This window comes from Gelidimonas diazotrophica (assembly GCF_055694025.1).
On the sequence record NZ_CM146349.1, the window covers coordinates 1,399,917 to 1,422,440 of the forward strand.

Annotated in this window: 18 protein-coding genes; 13 read left to right on the forward strand and 5 right to left on the reverse strand. The window is 56.8% G+C overall.

The features are described from left to right. Positions 1-84: 84 nt before the first annotated feature. From KGFNPO_RS06530 to KGFNPO_RS06565, 8 genes are all read left to right on the forward strand, one after another. Positions 85-1,512: a DNA recombination protein RmuC gene (locus KGFNPO_RS06530; RefSeq protein ID WP_472633728.1), complete on the forward strand. Its 1,428-nt coding sequence runs from the start codon at positions 85-87 to the stop codon at positions 1,510-1,512. A gap of 267 nt (positions 1,513-1,779) precedes the next feature. Further along, positions 1,780-2,292: a c-type cytochrome gene (locus KGFNPO_RS06535; RefSeq protein WP_472633730.1), complete on the forward strand. Its 513-nt coding sequence runs from the start codon at positions 1,780-1,782 to the stop codon at positions 2,290-2,292. A gap of 40 nt (positions 2,293-2,332) precedes the next feature. Further along, positions 2,333-3,733, forward strand: a complete 1,401-nt coding sequence (locus KGFNPO_RS06540; RefSeq protein ID WP_472633732.1) for a cbb3-type cytochrome c oxidase subunit I — start codon at positions 2,333-2,335, stop codon at positions 3,731-3,733. A 119-nt stretch (positions 3,734-3,852) separates the two neighbouring features. Then, positions 3,853-4,380: a cytochrome c oxidase subunit 3 family protein gene (locus KGFNPO_RS06545; RefSeq protein WP_472633734.1), complete on the forward strand. Its 528-nt coding sequence runs from the start codon at positions 3,853-3,855 to the stop codon at positions 4,378-4,380. A gap of 42 nt (positions 4,381-4,422) precedes the next feature. Next, entirely contained in the window at positions 4,423-4,677 is a 255-nt protein-coding gene (locus KGFNPO_RS06550) for a cytochrome C oxidase subunit IV family protein (RefSeq protein WP_472633736.1), read from the forward strand. 20 nt (positions 4,678-4,697) lie between these two features. Continuing rightward, positions 4,698-5,513, forward strand: a complete 816-nt coding sequence (locus tag KGFNPO_RS06555) for an AAA family ATPase (protein ID WP_472633738.1) — start codon at positions 4,698-4,700, stop codon at positions 5,511-5,513. Next, complete coding sequence (locus tag KGFNPO_RS06560) at positions 5,510-6,532, forward strand: 4Fe-4S binding protein (RefSeq protein WP_472633740.1); 1,023 nt, start codon at positions 5,510-5,512, stop codon at positions 6,530-6,532. The genes KGFNPO_RS06555 and KGFNPO_RS06560 overlap by 4 nt, the downstream gene beginning before the upstream one ends. A gap of 3 nt (positions 6,533-6,535) precedes the next feature. Next, entirely contained in the window at positions 6,536-8,377 is a 1,842-nt protein-coding gene (locus KGFNPO_RS06565; protein WP_472633742.1) for a nitric oxide reductase activation protein NorD, read from the forward strand. A 256-nt stretch (positions 8,378-8,633) separates the two neighbouring features. Here KGFNPO_RS06565 and moeA read toward each other — a convergent pair whose 3' ends face one another. From moeA to dapC, 4 genes are all read right to left on the reverse strand, one after another. Then, positions 8,634-9,932 (reverse strand): molybdopterin molybdotransferase MoeA, encoded by a 1,299-nt coding sequence (gene moeA, locus KGFNPO_RS06570; protein WP_472633744.1) that lies wholly within the window; start codon positions 9,930-9,932, stop codon positions 8,634-8,636. A gap of 89 nt (positions 9,933-10,021) precedes the next feature. Beyond that, positions 10,022-10,618 (reverse strand): molybdenum cofactor guanylyltransferase MobA, encoded by a 597-nt coding sequence (mobA, locus tag KGFNPO_RS06575; protein ID WP_472633746.1) that lies wholly within the window; start codon positions 10,616-10,618, stop codon positions 10,022-10,024. Positions 10,619-10,846: 228 nt separating this feature from the next. Further along, complete coding sequence (gene dapD, locus KGFNPO_RS06580; RefSeq protein ID WP_472633748.1) at positions 10,847-11,674, reverse strand: 2,3,4,5-tetrahydropyridine-2,6-dicarboxylate N-succinyltransferase; 828 nt, start codon at positions 11,672-11,674, stop codon at positions 10,847-10,849. 36 nt (positions 11,675-11,710) lie between these two features. Continuing rightward, positions 11,711-12,925, reverse strand: coding sequence for a succinyldiaminopimelate transaminase (gene dapC / locus KGFNPO_RS06585; RefSeq protein ID WP_472633750.1), 1,215 nt, complete (start codon positions 12,923-12,925; stop codon positions 11,711-11,713). A 279-nt stretch (positions 12,926-13,204) separates the two neighbouring features. Between dapC and smc the strand changes: the two genes are divergently transcribed. Genes smc through def form a run of 5 tightly spaced genes read left to right on the forward strand, consistent with a single transcriptional unit; the run spans position 13,205 to position 21,442 of the window. Further along, positions 13,205-16,747: a chromosome segregation protein SMC gene (gene smc, locus KGFNPO_RS06590; RefSeq protein ID WP_472633752.1), complete on the forward strand. Its 3,543-nt coding sequence runs from the start codon at positions 13,205-13,207 to the stop codon at positions 16,745-16,747. Continuing rightward, entirely contained in the window at positions 16,744-17,892 is a 1,149-nt protein-coding gene (locus KGFNPO_RS06595) for a cell division protein ZipA C-terminal FtsZ-binding domain-containing protein (RefSeq protein WP_472633754.1), read from the forward strand. Before smc ends, KGFNPO_RS06595 begins: the two co-directional genes overlap by 4 nt. Continuing rightward, positions 17,892-20,003 carry an NAD-dependent DNA ligase LigA gene (gene ligA, locus KGFNPO_RS06600; protein ID WP_472633756.1) on the forward strand — a complete coding sequence of 704 codons (2,112 nt, stop codon included), beginning with the start codon at positions 17,892-17,894 and terminating at the stop codon, positions 20,001-20,003. The genes KGFNPO_RS06595 and ligA overlap by 1 nt, the downstream gene beginning before the upstream one ends. A gap of 10 nt (positions 20,004-20,013) precedes the next feature. Continuing rightward, positions 20,014-20,892, forward strand: coding sequence for a UTP--glucose-1-phosphate uridylyltransferase GalU (gene galU, locus KGFNPO_RS06605; protein ID WP_472633758.1), 879 nt, complete (start codon positions 20,014-20,016; stop codon positions 20,890-20,892). Positions 20,893-20,908: 16 nt separating this feature from the next. Continuing rightward, positions 20,909-21,442 carry a peptide deformylase gene (gene def, locus KGFNPO_RS06610; protein ID WP_472633760.1) on the forward strand — a complete coding sequence of 178 codons (534 nt, stop codon included), beginning with the start codon at positions 20,909-20,911 and terminating at the stop codon, positions 21,440-21,442. Positions 21,443-21,701: 259 nt separating this feature from the next. On the opposite strand, the gene KGFNPO_RS06615 is transcribed toward def, so the two are convergent. Then, positions 21,702-22,448 carry a pseudouridine synthase gene (locus KGFNPO_RS06615; protein ID WP_472633762.1) on the reverse strand — a complete coding sequence of 249 codons (747 nt, stop codon included), beginning with the start codon at positions 22,446-22,448 and terminating at the stop codon, positions 21,702-21,704. Between the last annotated feature and the right edge of the window lie 76 nt (positions 22,449-22,524).

Here is a 22,524-nt window from a genome sequence, read left to right on the forward strand (position 1 = left end):
GATGACGCAGCAAATGTCGGGTTACGCGATAAAGCCGCTAACCCGACCTACTTATTCTCTCCCACTTTTACGTGTACCCATCTCATGATCCAGACCGAATTCATCACTTTGCTGCTGGCCGCAGTCATCGTCATTTTGCAAATTCTCCTGTTGTTGCGCGGGCGCGCAGCGGACATCGGGCCGGAGATCGCACAACTGCAGCACAATTTACAGCAACATCAACAAAACACCAGCGAGCGCACCGAGCGCGAATTGCGCACCCAGGTGCAGCTAACCGCCCAGGGTACGCGGGAAGAATTGACGCATAATTTTGCGCAGTTCCACCAGACTTTCGCCGCCCAGCTCACCAGCGTGGCGACGGTGCAGAATAAGCAGATCGACGCTTTCGGCCAGCAACTCGAAGCGATGCGCCAAGCCATGCTGTTGCAGGCGCAAGCCGGACGCGAGGAGCAGTCCGGCTCGCTGCAGCGTTTCGGCGACACGATTCATCAGTCGCTGACGACCCTGACAGAATCCAACGCCCAGCGCATGGCCGAAGTGCGCGCCACGCTGGAAGCCAGGATCAAGGATTTGCAAACTGATAATGCCAGCCGGTTGGAAGAGATGCGCAAAACGGTGGATGAAAAGCTGCACGCCACTTTGGAACAACGCCTGGGCGAATCTTTCAAGCTGGTGTCCGACCGTCTGGAAAAAGTGCATCAAGGGCTGGGCGAGATGCAAACGCTGGCCATCGGCGTGGGCGACTTGAAGCGCGTTCTGACCAACGTCAAATCGCGCGGTACCTGGGGCGAAGTGCAACTGGGCATGCTGCTGGAGCAAATGCTGACTTCCGAGCAGTACGCGAAGAACGTGGAAACCATTCCCGGTACCGGCGCGCGGGTTGAATTTGCCATCAAGCTGCCCGGTAATGATGATCGTGGCACGCCGGTCTGGATGCCAATCGATGCCAAATTTCCAAAGGAACAATACGAGCGTTTAAGCGAAGCCGCCGAGCGGGCCGACGCCGAGGGCGTGGCCACGGCCGGGCGCGAACTGGAGCGGGCGATATTGGGCGAAGCCAAAACCATCGCCGAGAAATATCTGTCGCCGCCGTTGACCACCGACTTCGCGATCCTGTTTTTGCCGACCGAAGGTTTGTATGCCGAAGTCATGCGCCGCCCCGGTCTGGCCGATACATTGCAACGCCTGCACCGCGTCACCATAGCCGGCCCCTCGACCTTGTCGGCATTGCTGAATAGCTTGCAAATGGGCTTTCGCACGCTGGCGCTGGAGAAGCGTTCGTCCGAGGTGTGGCAAGTATTGGGCGCGGTGAAGACCGAGTTCGGCAAGTTCGGCGAAGTTCTGGCCGCCACTAAAGCGACGCTGGAACGCGCAGCAAAAAATATCGAAAGCGCCGAAACCCGCACCCGCCAGATGACCCGCAAGCTCAAATCGGTAGAAGCCTTGCCGACCGATCTGGCACAGCAATTATTAGCAGGCGAGAGCGACAACCTTTCAGCATCCGCAGAATAATTCGATCAGAAATTTCTTGATAGGTATCAATGGAGGATTACTTCTCCCACATTTACCATTGCAAGTGTGATACGGCCAGTACCTGTCCGTGCCATGCTGCAAAATTTTGATTAAAAAAAGCTTCACAGCGATCGATGCATAACTCAAACCTTGGCCTTACTGCGGGCATCATTAAATTAATCGCACTAAAAATTCATATGCCTTGTTCGAAAAAATTTATTATTGATCGCATTTAATACATGTATTATGTGTACTTCTTAAAAAATCATGGCCAGGTCAGCATCACGCTGCCGTCACACAAACAACTGCAGACAAGTTTTTTTTGCGGATCACTATGAAAGGACTTTACACAAAATGAGCTCAGCATTCACAAAATCGACTGCCAGGAATATCTTTTATGGCGGCTCGGTATTTTTCTTTTTGCTATTTCTGGCATTAACTTTCGACACGATGACTACGTTGCCAAAACGTGATAATCGCGCAAATTTGACTGATTCTGCAGTGCGCGGCAAGCATATTTGGGAGACGCGCAACTGTATTGGCTGCCACACGCTGTTGGGTGAAGGTGCGTATTTTGCACCGGAGCTGGGAAATGTGTATAAACGCCGCGGCCCCGAATTCATCAAGGCCTGGATCAAGACTCAGCCGACTGGTGCGCCAGGACGCCGACAAATGCCGAATTTTCATCTGACCGATGCGGAACTGGATGACATGACGAATTTTCTGAAATATACGTCCGAAATTAATACTAACAATTGGCCGCCGAATATCGAGGGTTGATTACGGTATCAAGACAAGATGAAGCAAGCGGAGAAAAATAATGCAATATAAATCACAGGCAGTCGCGAAGCCTTATTTCATAGCGGCGATTGCTCTTTTCACAGGACAGATCCTTTTTGGTCTGGTCATGGGACTGCAGTATGTCATTGGGGATTTCCTGTTTCCGGCAATCCCGTTCAACGTGGCGCGGATGGTGCATACCAATCTGCTGATCGTCTGGTTGTTGTTTGGATTTATGGGATCTGCGTATTACCTGATTCCCGAAGAGTCCGAGCGAGAATTGCATAGCCCGAAACTGGCGATATTCATGTTTTGGGTGTTTCTTGCGGCCGGGGCGCTGACGGTCGTCGGTTATCTGGCGGTGCCGTACGCCACACTGGCCGAGATGACCGGTAACAATCTGCTGGCAACAATGGGGCGTGAGTTCCTGGAGCAGCCGTTGCCGACCAAGGTTGGGATCGTGATCGTCGCTTTGGCCATGTTGTACAACCTGTCGATGACAATCCTGCGTGGTCGCAAGACCAGCATCAACTTGGTGATGATCGTTGGTTTGTGGGGGCTGGCGCTGTTCTTCCTGTTCTCGTTCTACAACCCAAGCAATCTGGTCATGGACAAGTTTTTCTGGTGGTGGGTTGTTCATATGTGGGTGGAAGGCGTCTGGGAGCTGATTCTCGGTGCGATGCTGGCCTTCGTACTGATCAAGGTAACCGGGGTTGATCGTGAAGTCATCGAGAAGTGGCTGTATGTGATTATCGCTATGTCGTTAATCTCGGGCATCATCGGCACCGGTCATCACTTCTACTGGATTGGTGCACCTGGATACTGGCAATGGTGGGGTGGTGTATTTTCCGCTCTGGAACCAATTCCATTCTTCATGATGACTTTATTCGCGTTCAATATGGTTAGCCGCCGACGCCGCGATCATCCAAACAAGGTTGCTGTGTTGTGGGCGTTGGGTACCGGTGTGACGGCATTCCTGGGCGCTGGCGTATGGGGTTTCCTGCACACGCTGGCTCCGGTGAATTTCTACACGCATGGCACCCAGCTTACTGCAGCGCATGGCCACTTATCTTTCTATGGCGCTTATGTAATGGTGGTTCTGACCATGATCAGCTATGCGATGCCATTGATGCGCGGTCGCCAAGCCAACAGCCAACGTGCTCAGGTTGTGGAAAAGTGGGCATTCTGGTTGATGACGGTGTCGATGGTATTCATCACCCTGTGCCTGACCGCTGCCGGCGTTATGCAGATAAAGCTGCAGCGTATGGCGGCCGAGCCACTGTCGTTTATGGCGGCACAAGACCAGCTGACGCTGTTCTATTGGTTGCGTGAAATTTCTGGGGTGGTATTTTTGATCGGTCTGGTGCTGTATATCATCAGTTTCTTCATGAAGCCTGCCACAGTTACTGTCAATGTCCCTGTAGGTGCCGCTGTAGCCTAAGCCTGAATCTCCGCCCGGTTAGGTGAATTGGCCCCGGGCGGTTCTGGATATTAATTTTGAATACGATTGTGCAAACAATGCCACGCAAGATCGGTCGCGAATTATCAGGCGATCTTGCTATGTGGTTCTTCATATTTGCCGAACTGCTAGTGTTCGGCATCCTTTTTTTGGCTTACGCTTTTGCGCGTACCAGCGATGTTGCATTGTTCAATGCCTCCCAGTTGCAACTGGACCGGGTTAGCGGCGCAATCAATACTGTTTTACTGATCAGCAGCAGCTATTTCGTCGTCAGAGCCGTCGAGTGCATCCGGCATGACCAAGGCAAGAGCAGCGCGCGCTGGCTGGTCGCAGCCATAGTATTGGGCAGCTTTTTCGTGGTGCTCAAACTGTTCGAATTCGGCGCCAAGTACGAGGCCGGCATCACGATGTCGACCAATACCTTCTTTATGTTTTACCTGTTTCTTGCGTTTTTTCATTTCATGCACGTCATTCTCGGCATGGTGATTCTGGGCGCGGTTGCCCTCAAGGCGTGGCGCGGCGGTTACAGCGCGACTGACCATGCCGGGGCCGAAACCGGCGCAGCCTATTGGCACATGGTCGATCTGGTCTGGATCATATTGTTTCCGTTGATTTACGTATTGCACTGAATTTTTCTATTGCATTAATTATGTCGAACTTATGTTGAACTTATGTCGAATATAAAAATAGCCACCTTGCAATGGGCCGCCTTGTTGCTGCTGACCGGAATTACTTTTAGCCTGTCCGAGTCCGGCTTGTCCGGCCGCGCCATGATTATTCCCATATTGCTGGTTACCTTGCTCAAGGGCCGCCTCGTGATTGATCGCTTCATGGCGCTGCAAGGTGTGGCCGGTCCGTGGCGCTGGATTGTGCTGGGCTGGCTGGCGCTGGTGCTGAGCCTGATTGGCGTTGCCTTCCGCGCCTAAAAATTTAACCGGAGATGTAAATGAACGACAGGACTGCACCTGGTCTCTTGGCCAAGATTGCTATTCCGTTTTACCAGCCGGTCGGCAATGAGTGCACGTTGTTCGAATATGCATTTCAGAATCGCCTGCCGCTGCTGATCAAGGGCCCAACCGGTTGCGGCAAGACGCGTTTTGTCGCCCACATGGCTGCCAAACTGGCGCGGCCGCTGATTACGGTTGCCTGTCATGACGATCTGACCGCAGCCGACCTGGTCGGACGGCATCTGATCGGCGATGGTCAAACCATCTGGTCCGACGGCCCGCTCACCCGTGCAGTGCGCGAAGGCGGCATCTGTTATCTGGATGAAGTGGTGGAAGCGCGCAAGGACACCACGGTGGTGCTGCATCCTTTGACCGATGACCGGCGCATTCTGCCGATCGAACGTACCGGCGAAGAATTGCATGCGCCGGATGATTTCATGCTGGTGGTTTCGTACAATCCCGGCTACCAGAATTTGCTGAAAAGCTTGAAACCATCGACACGCCAGCGTTTTATCGCGATCAGTTTCGACTTTCCACCGGCCGAGTTGGAGCAGCAGATTATTGTCAGTGAAACCGGCATTGACTCTTTGCTGGCGCAACGTCTGGTGTCGCTGGTTGGGCATTTCCGGCAGTTGAAGGATCACGATCTGGAAGAGGCCGCCTCGACCCGTTTGCTGGTGTATGCAGCGACCCTGATCAAGGCCGGTTGCGATCCGGTGACGGCTTGCGAAGCCGCGCTGATCGAACCGCTGACCGATGATGCCGACACTGCTACGGCTTTACTGGAAGTGGTCAAGGCAACCTTCGGGCGATGAACGCTGCGCGCTCCGCGACCGGTCTGCCGGTGCAGCGTTGGCGTCAGTTTACGCAGGCCGGGTTTTTTATCCTGTTCATTCTGGCGCCGGTATTTGATATTTTTCGGCTGGACCTGAACCTCAAACATTTCATTCTGTTCGGCTTCAACTGGACGCTCGGGCTCGACGCTTTCGTCGCGGGGCAGATTTCATCAAATCAGGCGGCGGCCAATATCGTATTGCGCGGTTTTTTACCACTGGTGGCGATTGGCGGCACGCTGATTTTCGTCAGCTGGAAGTGGGGCCGCCTGTACTGCGGCTGGCTCTGCCCCCATTTTTCAGTAGTCGAAACCATCAACCAGACTTTGCGACGGGCCATCGGCAAGCAAAGCCTGTGGGACCGAGAACCGCTGCCAGCGCGCAATCCGGATGGTAGCGAAACGCGCAAAGATGCGATCTGGTGGTGTGCGGTGATACCGCTGGTGATTGGATTTTCGCTGCTGTGGGCGGTGGTTTTACTGACGTATTTGCTGCCGCCATTCGAGATTTACAGCAATCTGTGGTATCGCACGCTCACGCGTAACCAGAGCATTTTTCTGATTGCCGGCAGCCTGGCTTTTTTTGTCGAATTCATGTTTGCGCGCCACCTTTTTTGCCGCTACGGTTGCGCTGTGGGCTTGTTTCAAAGTCTGGCGTGGATGGGCAACAAAAAAGCCATGGTGGTAGGTTTCGAACGCGACCGTGGCAAGGATTGCGCCAGTTGTTATTCCGCCTGCGATCACGTATGCCCGATGCGGCTCAATCCGCGCAACGTCAAGCGCTTGATGTTTGCCTGCGTGCAGTGCGGCCAGTGCGTCGATGCGTGCGAACAAACCCAGACCGATAATCCGGGCGGCACGCTGCTGCACTGGGTGCATGAAGCCCGGGCCGAATCGGAGGCGGCATTGAATGGCAGCACCGCACGGGCGGGCACAATACAAATAGCGCTCCTGCCGAAGACCCCGCACACTCCGACAGCCGGAAAGGCACAGAAAGGGTAGTAAATGGAACAATTCATTGGTGGCCTGTGGGACAAGCTGATCACGCGCACCGCTTATCAGGGCTTTCCCAAAGCGCGGGTTGATCTGAAAGAAATCGAACGCATCGCACCGATTTTTTTCCGGGCGCTGGGCGGCGATGCCGGGCTGACAATCAGTGCCGGCACCGCTACCGCGCACGGCGCCAAACGCAAATGGCTGGAGCGGGTTGCCGGCGTCGGCCAGAAAGTGGAGTTGGCCTGGCTCGACGAGACCACCTTGTACCTGCCGGCCTGGATCGACACCTTTCCCGAACGGGCCCAAAACCGCGAGTTGTACCTGTGGTTGATCGCGTTGGCGGCCCATGATGTCGCGCCCGAGGCGGGCTGGATTGTGCGCAATCAAAAGGCGGTCCAAGCCACGTTGCAAGCGCTGCCCGGCATGCAAACGCGCTACCGAAATCTGTGCGATGCAGTATTGGCGGCTCGTCCCGATCCAGCCAGCTTGCCGCCGCTGGATGCCGCCGCAGAGGTGGCGATTCGGGCTGCCTTATCCCAGCCGGGTTCCATCGCAGACTTTACGCCCGGTAAAAATCCGCCGGCTCCGGTGCCGCTGTGGTTGCATCCGGAGCCGCCGGTGGCCTTGGGTGCGCAGCCCAAACCGCAGCAAGACGCGCCGAAGCAGCCGGAAGGCAGCAAGGTCAGCACCGATGCCGAAGCGCGCAAACGTCGCGCCGAAGCGGTCGACATGCCGGAAAATGACAGCCCTTTCATGTTGATGTTTCGCGCCGAGAGCCTGTTTTCGTGGGCTGAATATGTGAAGGTCAACCGGCCGCTGGATGAGGATGAAAACGATAACGCTGCCAAGGCCGCCAACGATCTTGATGTTCTCAGCGTCGCCAACGACGGCAAGACCACTGCCAGCCGGATTCGTTTTGACCTAGATCTGCCGGCCGAAGCGGATGACGATTTTGTGCTGGTGGACGGCATCCTGCTGCCGGAATGGCATTACCGCAAACAGCAATTGCAACCGGCCCATTGCCGCCTGCAAATGATGCTGGCCCGCGATGCCGAACCATGCCCGCTGCCGCTCGCCTTGCGCGCCACCGCACGACGTTTGCGCAACCAGTTTCAATCCTTGAACACGGCGCCGGCCCGGCTCAAGGGCCAGGTTTCCGGCAGTGACCTCGATCTGGATGCCTGCGTGCGCTACGCGGCAGAAAAGGCTAGCGGCGCGCCGATTGCCGAGCCGGGGCTGTACATCGACAACCGCAAGCAGTTGCGCGATTTGTCTTGTTTGTTGCTGGCGGATCTGTCGCTATCGACCGATGCCTGGATCAATAATTCGGCGCGGGTGATCGATGTAATTCGCGACAGCCTGCTGTTGTTTGGTGAATCGCTGGCGGCCACCGGCGACCGTTTCGCGCTGTATGGCTTTTCTTCGGTGCGGCGTCAGAACATCCGTTTTCATTTGCTCAAAGGTTTTGACGAGCGCTACAACGACACCATTCGCGGCCGGCTGGCGGCCCTGAAGCCCGGTTTTTATACCCGCATGGGAGCGGCAATCCGGCACTCCGCAGCGATTCTGTCAAAGCAGAAATCGACCCGTCGCCTGTTGCTGATCCTGACCGACGGCAAGCCCAACGATCTCGATAAATACGAAGGCCGCTACGGCATCGAAGACACGCGGGTGGCGATTCAGGAAGCGCGCCGCCTCGGCCTGACGCCGTTTTGCGTGACCATCGATGAAAAAGCCGGCGATTATCTACCGCATCTGTTTGGCGCCAACGGCTATGTCATGGTCAAAAATGCAGCTGAACTGCCGCAAGTGTTGCCGCGTTTGTATGTGCAATTGACGGGTGCGAATTGAATTAGAGATTTTCGAACCGAAGTAGTTCTTGGTGGAGCGCACCTGGGCGCGAAAGCAGTCGCAAGACTGCAGCCGTTGGTCGCGCCCAGGTGCGCTCCACCAAAATCGCGCCATTTCATTTTTAATTCCCATGCCGGCTGAATAACAACGACTATACAAATAAAGCAGGGGGTATTTTTACTTACCGCATTATTTATATGCGGTAAGTATGGTGTTTTTAGGCATACGTGCTGGTGTATATTTTTTCTAAAACCTGTTACAGCAAACCTTCGAACAGCAATACATCGACCGCATCTCCTGCCGCCACATTGCCTTGTTCATGATGCAGCACCACCATGCAATTGGCTTCCGACATCGAACGCAGAATCCCGGAACCCTGGCTGCCGGTGATGCGAACCTGCTGTTGCCCGCTGGCGTCGGTTGACAGAATGCCGCGCTGATATTCGGTGCGGCCGGGTTTTTTGCGAATCGCTGATTGCGCACTGGCGCGCAGCAGTGGCAGCGCTGCTGCAGATGGGTTCGCACCCATCATGTGCAACAGCGCGTCTCGCACCAAAAAGTAGAACGTCACCATGACGGCTACTGGATTTCCGGGTAGGCCGAACAGGATCGCGCTTTTGCCATCCGAATTGATGCGGCCGAAAGCCATCGGCCGACCGGGGCGCATGCCGATTTTCCAGAATGTAACGTCGCCCAGCTGCGCCATTATTTGCTTGGTGTAGTCAGCCGCGCCGACCGAGACGCCGCCCGAGGTGATGACGGCGTCGGCGTTTTCGCACGCGTTGCGAAAGGCGGCTTCGAGCGCGGCCGGGTCATCTTTGACCACGCCCATGTCGATCAAATCGCAGCCGAGTCGGGTCAACATGCCAAACAGTGTGTAGCGGTTGCTGTCATAGACGCAACCTGCATCCAGCGCTTCGCCAATTGAGCGCAGTTCGTCGCCGGTGGAAAAGAACGCCACCCGCAAACGGCGCTGCACCGGCGCTTCGGCAACCCCGAGCGAGGCCAGCAAACCTAAATCAGCGGGACGCAGAATTTTTCCTTGCTGCAGCGCGGCTTGGCCGGCCGCCAAATCTTCGCCCTTCAGGCGGCGATTGTCGCCTGTCCTGACCACGCCGGCGGGCAGGGTGACACTGTTTTCTGTTGCATCTTGGGTAAATTCCTGCGGCACCACGGTGTCGCAGCCGTCCGGCATCACGCCACCGGTCATGATGCGCACGCATTCGCCGCTGCCAACCATGCGGTCGAATAGGCGGCCGGCGTAGGCGGTGCCGATCACGCGCAAGGTCAGGTCCGTATCGACAATCAGATCGCTGCCGCGCAACGCATAGCCATCCATCGCAGAATTGTCATGCGCCGGCACATTGATGGACGACACGATGTCGGCCGCCAGCACACGGTCCAGCGCGGCGCGGATGGCGACTTTTTCGATCGCATTTACCGGCTGGATGAAACTGCGGATGATCTGTTGCGCCTGCGCTACCGGCAGCGCGTTGGGATCGTAAGCGGACAGGCAGCTGACAATGTCGGACAGGGCTCGGTGGGTTTCGGTCATGGCAGGTGGCGGGAGGTAAAAGTGGTCGGAAAGAATAGGCGGATAGGTGACAGCAGACCGCAGACCGCCTATTGTGAACGGAGGCCGGACTAAAGTGCTTCGAATTGGCGCAATTCTTCCAGCGTATTTATGTTGCGGAAGGCCGCTTCATCCTCGAATTGCACTTCGACGGCTTTCAGATTGGCATACCAGCCATCGACTTTGCGACCGCCGCCTTGCAGATAGTCGGTCAGTTGCAGCAGCAGCGATGTCTTCAACAGGCAAAATACCGGATGCGGCTGGCGTGTCGGACCTGCGCCGGTAACCGCAACCGCCAAGTCGGCATCTGCGGCTTCCAGCGCGGCCGACAGGCGCGCCACCAGATCGGCCGGCAAAAAAGGGGTATCGCAGGGCGCGGTAACCAGATAAGGCGTAGTGCAATGGTTCAAACCGGTCTGCAGGCCGGCCAGCGGCCCGGCAAAAGAGCCGAATTCATCCGGCCATACTGGCACCCCGAAACTTTCATACGGCGCCAGGTTCTGGTTTGCATTAATCATCAGGTCACCCACTTGCGGGGACAGGCGCAGCATCACATGCAGCGCCATCGGCGCATCGCGAAACGGTTGCAAGCCTTTATCCACATGGCCCATGCGAGAGCCGCGGCCACCGGCCAGAATCAGGCCGGTGATGTATTCCTGGTTAATCATTGGAGTCCAATTTTGTAAGTTGACATGTATGACACGGTCATCCGTACTTTAGCGGGAAGGGCGGCTTGCACCCGCCCTACTGGTGACTAGAGTATATTTAACAAGCGCAATGAATATATGCGGGAAATACCATGAAAATTGCCATACTACCTATTTTCCGCAGGGTACGCCGTGCGCATCATTCAGCAGTGACTCACCCTGCCGCCTACGGAATCCGCCGCATTACCATCAAGCTTCGCGCAGTAATTCGTTGATGCCGGTCTTGGCCCGTGTTTTGGCGTCAACGCGCTTGACGATGACGGCGCAGTACAAGCTGTATTTGCCGTCGGCGGAAGGCAGGTTGCCTGACACCACAACCGAGCCGGCAGGGATGCGGCCATACGTGACTTCGCCGGTGGCGCGATCGTAAATCTTGGTCGATTGACCGATATACACGCCCATCGAAATTACCGAGTTTTCCTCGACGATCACGCCTTCGACGATTTCCGAGCGGGCGCCGATGAAGCAGTTGTCTTCGATGATGGTCGGATTGGCCTGCATCGGTTCCAGCACGCCGCCGATGCCGACGCCGCCGGACAGGTGGACGTTTTTGCCGATCTGGGCGCAGGAGCCGACGGTGGCCCAGGCATCGACCATCGTGCCTTCATCGACATACGCGCCGATATTCACGAAAGAGGGCATCAGCACCACATTCTTGCCCAGGAAGCAGCCGCGGCGCGCAACGGCCGGCGGCACCACGCGAAAGCCGCCCTTGGCGAAGTCCTCCGCGCTGTAGTTGGCGAATTTGGTCGGCACCTTGTCGTAAAACTGCATGTGCGCACCGGATGGCATCGCAATATTGTCTTCCAGTCGGAACGACAGCAATACTGCCTTCTTGATCCACTGGTTGACCACCCATGCGCCATTGTCTTTTTGCGCAACCCGCAGGCTGCCGTCGTTGAGTTGTTCAATGACGTGCGCAACGCCATCGCGGACCTCTGCCGGAGCTGAGGACGGAGAGAAGTCGGCGCGGTTTTCCCACGCGGCATCGATAATTTGCTGGAGTTGCTGGGTCATTGGATTGCTCTTGTAGGTTAGGGGTTAATCAATTGATTAATCTATGCTGCGCAGTTTTTGGGTGAATGCGACGATGCGGCGCGCCGCTTCCAGGCATTCGGCCACTTCGGCCACCAGGGCCATGCGGATGCGGTTGCGACCCGGGTTGACGCCGTGCGCCTCGCGGGCCAGATAGCTGCCTGGCAAAACCGTCACATTATATTCGGCATACAGTTGCCGCGCGAATTCGACGTCCGACAGTGCAGTGTGCCGGCTGACATCGGCCCACAGGTAAAAACCGGCATCGGGCAAGTCGACATCCAGCACCGTTTGCAGCAGCGGTGTGACTTGCCGGAATTTTTGCTGATACAGCACGCGGTTTTCCACCACATGGGCTTCGTCGTTCCAGGCTGCGACCGAGGCGGCCTGGACCGACGGGCTCATTGCGCCGCCCTGATAGGTGCGGTACAGCAAAAATTTCCGCATCAATTCGGCGTCGCCGGCCACAAAGCCGGAACGCATGCCGGGCACATTCGAGCGTTTCGACAGGCTGGAAAATACGATCAGGCGCGGGTAATCGCTGCGCCCCAGCTGCTGCGCGGCTTCCAGTGCGCCTAGCGGCGCTTCCGCCTTGAAGTAAATTTCGGAATAACACTCGTCAGCCGCAATCACGAAATCATAGCGGTCGGACAAATCGAACAATTCCTTCCAGTCGTCCAGCGTCAGCACTGCGCCAGTCGGGTTGCCCGGCGAGCAGACATACAGCAGTTGTACGCGCTGCCAGATGGCAGCCGGAACGCTTGCGTAATCAGGGGCAAAATTGCGCGCCGGGTCGGAATTGACGAAGTAGGGCTGGGCGCCGGACAGATAAGCTGCACCTTCATAAATCTGGTAAAACGGGTTCGGGCACACCACCAGCGCATCGTGCCGGGACGGGTCGACCACGGTTTGCGCCAGCGCGAACAAGGCTTCGCGCGAACCATTGACCGGCAATATCTGGCTGGTAGGGTCGAGTTTTGGCAAGCGGTAGCGGCGTTCCAGCCAGCCAGCGATGGCGCTGCGCAATGCGTTGCTGCCGGCGGTGCTGGGGTAACTCGCCAGGCCCGCCAGATTGTCCGTCAGCGCTTGCTGGATGAAAGCCGGCGTGGCATGTTTGGGTTCGCCAATGCCGAGGCTGATCGGATTGAACGCAGGATTCGGCGTGATGCCTGCAAATAGCTGCCGCAGTTTCTCGAAAGGGTACGGCTGGAGATTTTGTAGGAGTGGATTCACGGGGGTAACGGATAAGGGGCAGCGATTGACGAAAATGGAACGCAATGGAACGATTGGCGCCTGTAAAGGCCAAAACGGGATCGCAACATTATACCGGTCTGCGCTTTGTTTGCGCTGCAGCAAGCCAAGCCGAAAATGCGCCTGAAAGTGTCATGCGAATTGTCTGAACTGCTATCATTGCGGCCTTTTGCGGCATATTTTCTCGTATTATTAAGAAAAAATTATCCGCCGGTATTTTTAAACCGCTTTTTAACGATCAAGAGAAGAACTGCTCCCAACGTGCGCCTATCTTCCATTAAATTATCAGGATTCAAGTCTTTTGTAGATCCGACACATTTTCAAGTGCCGGGGCAGTTGGTCGGCGTGGTGGGACCGAACGGCTGCGGCAAATCCAACATCATCGACGCGGTGCGCTGGGTCCTGGGCGAATCCAAGGCTTCCGAGTTGCGCGGCGAATCGATGCAGGATGTCATTTTCAACGGCTCGACCCACCGCAAACCGGCTGGGCGCGCCTCGGTTGAACTGTTATTCGACAATGCCAACGGGCGCGCATCCGGCGCTTGGGGTCAGTATGCGGAAATCGCGGTCAAGCGCACGCTCACCCGCGACGGCAACTCCAACTATTACATCAATAACCAGGTAGTGCGACGGCGCGATATCCAGGATATTTTCATGGGCACCGGCCTGGGGCCGCGTGCTTACGCCATCATCGGCCAGGGCATGATTTCGCGCATCATCGAGGCGCGCCCGGAAGAGTTGCGGATTTTCCTCGAAGAAGCCGCCGGCGTATCCAAATACAAGGAGCGCCGCCGCGAAACCGAAAACCGCCTGAAGGACACGCGTGAAAACCTGCTCCGGCTGGAAGATATCCTGCGCGAACTGAATACCAACCTGGAAAAGCTGGAAGCCCAGGCGGCAGTGGCGCAAAAATTTCGCCAAATGCAGACCGATCAGGATGAGAAGCAGAAATTACTCTGGCTGTTGCGCAAGAACGAAGCCCACATCGAGCAGCAAAAGTATTTTCGCGACATCGAACAGGCGCAAACCGATCTGGAGCAGCACACCGCCCAGTTGCGCCACAGCGAACTTGAACTGGAGCAGATGCGCCAGACCCATTATTCGATGGGCGACCACATGCATCAGGCGCAAGGCGCGCTGTACCAGACCAATGCCGAGATCGGCAGCCTGGAAGCGCAAATCAAGTTTGTCATCGAGTCGCGCAACCGCTTGCAGAACCAGCTGGCCGCATTGACTGCACAGCGCGATCAATGGCAGCGTCAAAGCCAGCAGAACCAGGATCAGTTTGCCGAGGCTGAATTCAGCCTGGAAGAGCAGGGCGCTCTGGTCGAACACGCAGAGCAAACGTTGCAGCTGGCTAGCGACAAGCTGCCCCAACTGGAACAGGCTTGGCGCGCAGCGCAAGACAGCACCACCGAATCGCGCGGCAAGATCATGCAGGCGCAACAACAAATCGAGCTGGAATCGGCACATCAGCGCAATGCGTCGAATATCTTGAACGGCCTGACAGTGCGCCGCGAACGGCTGTCGCAAGAGAAAAACGGTTTGCAGATGCCGGACAACACGCATCTTGCCAACCTGAAATTCCAGCTGGAACAGCAGCAGGCGACGCTGGAAGAAGCTGCGCTGCAGCTGGAAATTGCCCAAGAGCAGCAGCCGGCGCTGGAGCAGGAGCGCAGCAACGCGCAGCAGCAAGTCAATCTTGAGGCGGCCAGCAACGCGCAACTGGAAGCGCGCCTGCAGGCGCTCAAGCAATTGCAGGAAAACGTCCAGAATCAAGGCAAAGTACAGCCCTGGCTCGACAAGCACGAATTAGGCAATTTGCCGCGCCTGTGGCAAAAAATGCAGATCGAGCAGGGCTGGGAAACTGCGCTGGAGTCGATCTTGCGCGAGCGTACTTCTGCCCTGGAAGTGTCGAACCTGGACTGGGCCAAGGCTTTCTTTGGCGATGTACCGCCGGCCAAGCTGGCGCTGTTTTCGCTTAATGCAGTCGCTGCAACAATCGCCGCGCCGCAGAACCAAGATGCGCCGGCCGGATTGAAGCCGCTCATTAACTTATTGAAACTCAATGACCCGGGTTTGCGCTCGCTGCTGCAGGATTGGCTGCATGGGGTTTTTGTGGCCGACGATGCCGCCAGTGCTTTCTTGCAGCGCAACAATTTGCCGTTGGGCGGCTGTTTAGTGACCCGCCAAGGACATGTGATCGGTCGCGCCGGAGTGCGGTTTTATGCCGCCGACTCCGAGCAGGACGGCATGCTGGCGCGTCAGCAAGAGATAGAAAACCTCGGCAAGCAAGTGCGTGCGCAACAATTGTTGGCGGAACAGGCCAGGTCGCGTTCGGTGCGGGCCGAGGCGGCGCTGTCGCAAGCGGCCAGACAATTGCAGGACAGCCGCCAGAGCGTCGGTAGTCTGACGCAAGCGGTACACGGCTTGCAGATGGAAGTCGTTAAATTGTCCGAAGTGCAGGAACGCTTCAATCAGCGTAGCGGGCAAATTGTCAGCGACTTGGCTGAGATTGCCGAGCAGGAAGCCGAGCAGCAACAGATCCGGGTCGAGTCCGAAGCCCGTTTTGAAGAATTGGATGCCGCGCTGGCAGAATTGCAAGGCGCGCACGAGGATGGGCAGACCGCGTATCTGGAAAAAGAGTTGCAACTGGCTGACGCCCGGCAGCGCTTGCGTGAGCTGGAACGGGCCGCGCAGGATGCGGTATTTGCCGAAAAATCGCAGCGCAGCAAGATGGATGAGCTAAAACGCAATATCGCCACCGCACTGGAGCAATCGTCGCAACTGGCGGTGACGATGCAGCAAGGCACGCTGGAACTGGAAAACCTGAACGATCAGACCGCCGACGCCGGCTTGCAAACCCTGCTGGAACAACGCAGCGAGCAGGAACGCGCGTTGTCGGATGCGCGCCATGAACTCGACCAGATCACCCAAAAGCTGCGGCATCTGGAAGATGGGCGCGCACAAACCGAGCGCAATCTGCAGCCGCAACGCGACAAAATCATGGAGTTGCAATTGAAAGAACAGGCTGCGCGCCTGAATCAGGAGCAATTCGCCCAGCAATTGCAGGAAGCCGATGCCGATGAGGTCGCCTTGAGCGAAAAATTGCATTTGGACCTGCGGCCGTCCTACCTGCAAGGCGAAGTTACGCGGCTAGCCAATGCCATCGCCGCTCTGGGCGCGGTCAATCTGGCCGCACTGGACGAACTGTCGCAGGCCGCTGAACGCAAGAATTTCCTGGATGCGCAGAATGCCGACCTGACCGAGGCCATCGATACGCTGGAAGACGCAATTCGCCGTATCGACAAGGAAACCCGCGAGCTGTTGCAGGAGACGTTCAACCAGGTCAATACCCATTTTGCCGAACTGTTCCCGATCCTGTTTGGCGGCGGCCAGGCCAGGCTGATGATGACCGGCGATGAAATCCTGGATTCCGGGGTAATGGTGATGGCACAACCGCCCGGCAAGAAAAATGCAACAATTCACCTTCTTTCCGGCGGAGAGAAGGCTTTAACCGCAACGGCGCTGGTGTTTTCGATGTTCCAGCTCAATCCCGCCCCATTTTGTCTGCTGGATGAAGTCGATGCGCCGCTGGATGATTCGAATACCGAGCGTTTTTGCAACATGGTCAAGCGCATGTCTTCGAAAACCCAGTTTCTGTTCATTTCGCATAACAAGATCGCGATGGAAATAGCACAACAATTGATCGGCGTTACCATGCAGGAACAAGGGGTATCCCGTATTGTGGCGGTGGACATGCAGTCCGCAGCCAATTTCGCTTTAGAGGGCCAAGCCGCATGACCGACTTACAAATAAGCTTAATCGCCATCGGCGGCACCATCGTAGTCGGTGTCATCTCCTATAACAAATGGCAGGAATACAAGGCCAAGAAAAGCGTGGAACGCGTCTTTTCAAACGATCACGACGACGTCCTGATGCAGCCTTCGGGTGCTGCTGAGGCCGACGACGTTGTGGACGTACGGCATGAGCCCAGCTTTGCCGTTCGCGGCGACGATACTGCTGTAACGGATGAATTGAATCAAGCGCCAGGCGCGCCGGACGCTATTGCTGCGGATGCTGCCGCGCACATGGAAGCGCAGATACCAGTGCCGGCGCAGGAGTTGCCGGTCGATCCGCTGATCGATTGCAATATTCCGCTGATGCTGGAAGGCACAGTGCACGGCGCACAAATATTGCCGGCGCTGCAAACCTTGACGCACATTGGCAGCAAGCCGATTCATTTCATCGGCCAGCGCGAGGATCAGATTTGGGAAGCGGTGTGCAGCGACGGCATCTACACCGCGCTGCAAGCCGGTGTGCAATTGGCTAATCGCAGCAGCGCATTGACTGAACTTGAATATTCCGAACTGGTAATGCGACTGCGCGAGGTGGCCGATAAGATGAGCGCCGAACCCGACGTGCCCGATATGGCGGAAGTAATCTATATTGCGCGTGAGTTGCATCGCTTTATCGCCGAGCATGACGTACAGTTAGGCATCAATATCCACACCAACGGCGCACCGTGGGCGCTCAACAGCTTGCGCCCGATGTTGAAAAAAATTGGCTTCGAGCATCGCCCTGACGGCCGTTACAGCATGCCGGACGGCGACGGCGGCAATCTGTTCCTGCTGTCAGTCAATACCAAGCCGACAGCTACCACCGCCACCGCCGCCGCCACGGTCACGACCACGCCCACCACGGCCCGCCTCACCTTGTTGCTGGAAGTGCCTAGCGTGGCGCCGCTGCGCGACGGTTACGGTGCGATGACGGCCTGTGCCAAGCTGCTGGCCGTCAAATTGGGCGGATCTGTGGTGGATGACGATAGCCAGATTCTGACCGATGAAGCGCTGGCCGAAATCGCGTCCCAGGTCGCTGCCTTTTATGATGACATGGAGGCATCGGAAATCCCGGCAGGTTCCAACCGGGCGCAGCGCTTATTTCAATGATGTCTTCTGATTTATTTTCAGTACCAAATGGCGGCAGCAGCGGCAGCACCGGCAACGACGCACCTGTTCCCATTCCCGCTCCGGCAGATTGGCAGGCACGCGTGGTTTGGCTACGCGCTGAGTTGAGCCGGCACAACATTGCTTATTATGTTTTCGATCAGCCGACCATCCCGGACGCGGAATACGACAAGCTGTTTGGCGAACTGCAGGCGCTCGAAACCGCGCATCCCGAACTGATAAGCGCCGATTCGCCCACCCAGCGCGTCGGTGCGGCTCCGCTGGGCCAGTTTTCGCAAGTCACGCATTCGGTGCCGATGCTGTCGCTCAACAACGGCTTCAACGAAGCCGACATCATCGCCTTTGACCGCCGCGCCAAAGAAGCGCTGGCACAGAATCCTAGTCATAGCCAGCAGGAAATCGAATATGCGACGGAACTCAAGTTCGATGGCCTGGCGATCAACTTGCGCTATGAACACGGCGTCTTCACCCAGGCGGCCACGCGTGGCGATGGCGCTACCGGCGAGGATGTCACTAAAAACATTCGCACCGTGCGCGCCATTCCGCTGCGGCTCCATACCAGTACGCCACCGGCGCTGATTGATATTCGCGGCGAGGTATTGATGTACAAGGCGGATTTTGCCCGCCTCAATGCACGCCAGCGCGCCGCCGGGCAAAAGGAATTCGCCAATCCGCGCAATGCCGCCGCCGGTAGTTTGCGCCAACTCGATTCGCGCATCACGGCCCAGCGGGCGCTGCGTTTTTTTGCCTATGGCATCGGCGCACTGGAAGGCGTCGCGTTGCCGCCGTCCCATTCCGCCTTGCTCGATTGGTATAGCAACATGGGAGTACCGGTCTGTAACGAGCGAAATATATGCGGCGGTGCGGCGGGCTTGCTGGAGTATTTTAAGGTTATCGGGCAAAAGCGTGCGGAATTGCCGTATGACATCGACGGTGTCGTGTACAAGGTCAACGCGCTTGCCGAGCAACAAAAACTGGGCTTTGTTTCGCGTGCACCGCGTTTTGCGCTGGCGCACAAGTTCCCGGCCGAAGAAGCATTGACTGTGGTGCAGGAGATCGAAGTCCAGGTCGGGCGCACCGGCGCGATCACGCCGGTGGCGCGGTTGGCGCCGGTATTCGTCGGCGGCGTCACGGTGACCAATGCAACGCTGCATAACGAGGATGAAGTCAACCGCAAGGATATCCGCATCGGCGACACCGTCATCGTGCGCCGCGCCGGCGATGTGATACCCGAGGTGGTGGCGTATGTGCCGGAGCAGCGGCCGCTGGATGCGCGCCGTTTCGTGATGCCCGGCAGTTGCCCGGTGTGTGGCTCAGTCATCGTGCGGCTGGAAGATGAAGCGATAGCGCGCTGTTCCGGCGGCTGGATCAAGTGCGCCGCCCAGCGCAAAGGCGGTTTGCAGCATTTTGCATCGCGCAAGGCGATGGATATCGAGGGACTGGGCGATCAGTTGATCGACCAGTTGGTCGACCGGCATGTCATTACCACCGCAGCCGATCTGTACAAACTCGGCCTGACTGCGCTGGCCGAGCTCGACCGCATGGCTGACAAGTCGGCCCAGAACGTGCTGGCTGCGCTGGAAAAATCCAAGTCGACCACTCTCGGACGCTTCGTTTATGCATTGGGCATCCGGCATGTCGGCGAAGCCACGGCCAAGGCGCTGGCTAGTCATTTCGGCACACTCGACGCATTGTCGCAGGCGTCCGAGGCGCAATTGCTGGAAGTGGCCGACGTCGGCCCGGTGGTGGCCAAATCCATCACCCAGTTTTTTGCCGATCCGCTGAATATCGAACTGATAGCGCAATTGCGCGCAGCCGGTGTCCACTGGGCAGAAAACAGCGTTGCCGAAACCCGTCCGCGGCCTTTGCTGGGCCAGACTTTCGTCCTCACCGGCAGCATGCCGATGCTGACCCGCGATGTCGCCGCAGCGATGATCGAGGCGGCGGGCGGCAAAGTCGCCGGTTCCGTCTCTAAAAAAACCAGCGTGGTGGTGGCTGGTGCAGAAGCTGGCAGCAAGCTGGTCAAGGCGCAGGAATTGGGCATTACCGTCATTGATGAAGCCGGTCTTTTGCATCTATTAGAACAATCATAAAAAAAGAATCATGAAAAAAATCACAAAAGCTGTTTTTCCGGTAGCCGGCTTGGGTAGCCGTTTTTTGCCAGCGACCAAGGCCCAACCGAAAGAAATGTTGCCGATTGTCGACAAGCCCTTGATCCAGTACGCAGTCGAGGAAGCGGTGGCAGCCGGCATTACCGACATGGTTTTTGTCACCGGACGCAACAAGCGCGCGATCGAAGACCATTTCGACAAGGCCTATGAAATGGAGGCCGAACTGGAGGCTGCCGGCAAGGTGGAATTGCTGGCATTGGTGCGCGGCGTGATTCCGCCCCATATCAATTGCATCTTCATACGCCAGTCGGCGCCGCTGGGGCTGGGGCACGCGGTGCTGTGCGCCCGCCCGGTGATCGGCGACGAACCGTTTGCGGTTTTACTGGCTGATGATCTGATGGACGCCGATAGCGGCCAGCCGTCCGTGATGGCGCAAATGACCCAGCTGTATGAAGCCGAGCAAGCCAGCATCGTTGCGGTGCAAGACGTGCCGCGCGCATTGACGCGGCAATACGGCATCGTCAGCAGCACGCCGCACAAAGAGCGCCTGGAGCGCATGCGTGGCATCATTGAAAAGCCGTCGCCAGAAAATGCGCCATCGACGCTTGCCGTCAGCGGCCGCTATGTATTATCGAACCGGATTTTCGATTACCTGGAACGCCAGGGCAAAGGGCTCGGCGGCGAGATTCAATTGACCGATGCAATCGCCCAATTGTTGCAAAACGAGCCGGTATATGCGTATCGCTACGCCGCCACTCGCTATGATTGCGGTTCCAAATTAGGCTACCTGCAAGCCAGCGTCGCATTGGGTTTGAAGCATCCGGAAACCGGTGCGGCGTTTGCCGACTATTTGCGCAGTCTTTCATTTTGATGGAGATAAAATCAGCATGATCCGGCCAATTTTAAAAATGGGCGACCCAAGGTTGTTGCGTAAAGCGGAGCCGGTGACGGACTTTGCCAGCGCCGCACTGGATGAATTGATCAAAGACATGTTCGACACCATGCATGCGGTCAAAGGCGTGGGACTCGCCGCGCCGCAGATCGGGATCAACCTGCAACTGGCCATCTTCGGCTTCGGGAAAAATACCCGCTATCCGGATGCACCGGCAGTGCCGGAAACGGTTTTGATCAATCCGCAATTGACGCCGCTGTCGCAGGAAACCGAGGATGGCTGGGAAGGCTGTCTGTCGGTGCCGGGTCTGCGCGGTATGGTGCCGCGCTGGAAGATGCTGCATTACGAAGGCATGGACCAGTTCGGCAATATCATCAGCCGCGATGTGGAAGATTTCCATGCCCGCGTGGTGCAGCATGAATACGATCACCTGGAAGGCATCCTGTACCCGATGCGCATCAGGGACATGACGCAGTTCGGTTATGTGGACGTGCTGTTTCCCGAGTTGGAAGCGGATAGCGACGAATGAGAATATTTGAGCGCGGCTGCCGGCGATTGCAGCAGATTTTCTGGTCGCGTTTGATGTGATATCTATACTGCTATTGGTATTTGTATATGCTGCATATAAAATATGCGGGAAGCCGGGTGTTTTTGATGATACTCCCAGTTAATTTATATCGATAACTAATCGGTACGCATGTACGTAGGTGCGAATTTATTCGCACAAGCTCGCATGAAAGAGTAAAGAGTGCGAATAAATTCGCACCTACAGGGCGCGTAACGAGCTCTCAGAAGCGCTCGTCAGCCCGCAAATAACGCCATTCGCCGGTTGGCAAGTCGCCCAGTTTGACATTGCCAATCCGTACCCGCTTCAGACCGAGCACCTCCAACCCAACGATGTCGCACATGCGGCGAATCTGTCTTTTTTTGCCTTCGCGCAGAGTAAAGCTGAGTTGATCCTCGTTTTGCCATTTTACTTTTGCGGGCAGCAGCGACTTGCCGTCGAGCATCAGGCCGTGATTCAGGCGTTTTAGCTGGTCCTCGGGCAACGTCCCCGCTTTGCCGTATTTCACCCTGACCAGGTATTCCTTCTCGACGCTGGTGTCGGAACCGATCAAATGCTTGGCGACGCGGCCATCCTGCGTCAAGACCAGCAGGCCGACCGAATCGATATCCAGTCGCCCGGCGGCCACCAGGCTGCGCAATTGGGTCGGGTGGAATTTTTCCGGTGCCGCGTCTTCCTGCCATCGGGTTTCGGCTTTCACCAGCGCAATCGCAGGTATGTAGCCGTCTTCAGCCTGACCGCTGACATAGCCCATCGGTTTATTGATCAGTATCGTGACGCGTTTGGATTGTTCGGCACTGGCTTGACGTTCGACCGTGATTTTCTGGCTAGGCAAGACTTTGCTGCCCAGCACTGACACCACCGCGCCATCGACGCGGACCCAGCCGCGTTCGATCCATTCGTCGGCTTCGCGCCGCGAGCAAAGACCTAGTTCAGACATGCGTTTGGATAAGCGAAGGGGTTCAGACATGGCGATAAGTATCAATTTTAGTGTGAGTGCGAGGTCGCGGCCTGCGAAAGCCCCGATTGGAGGGGCGCAATTATAC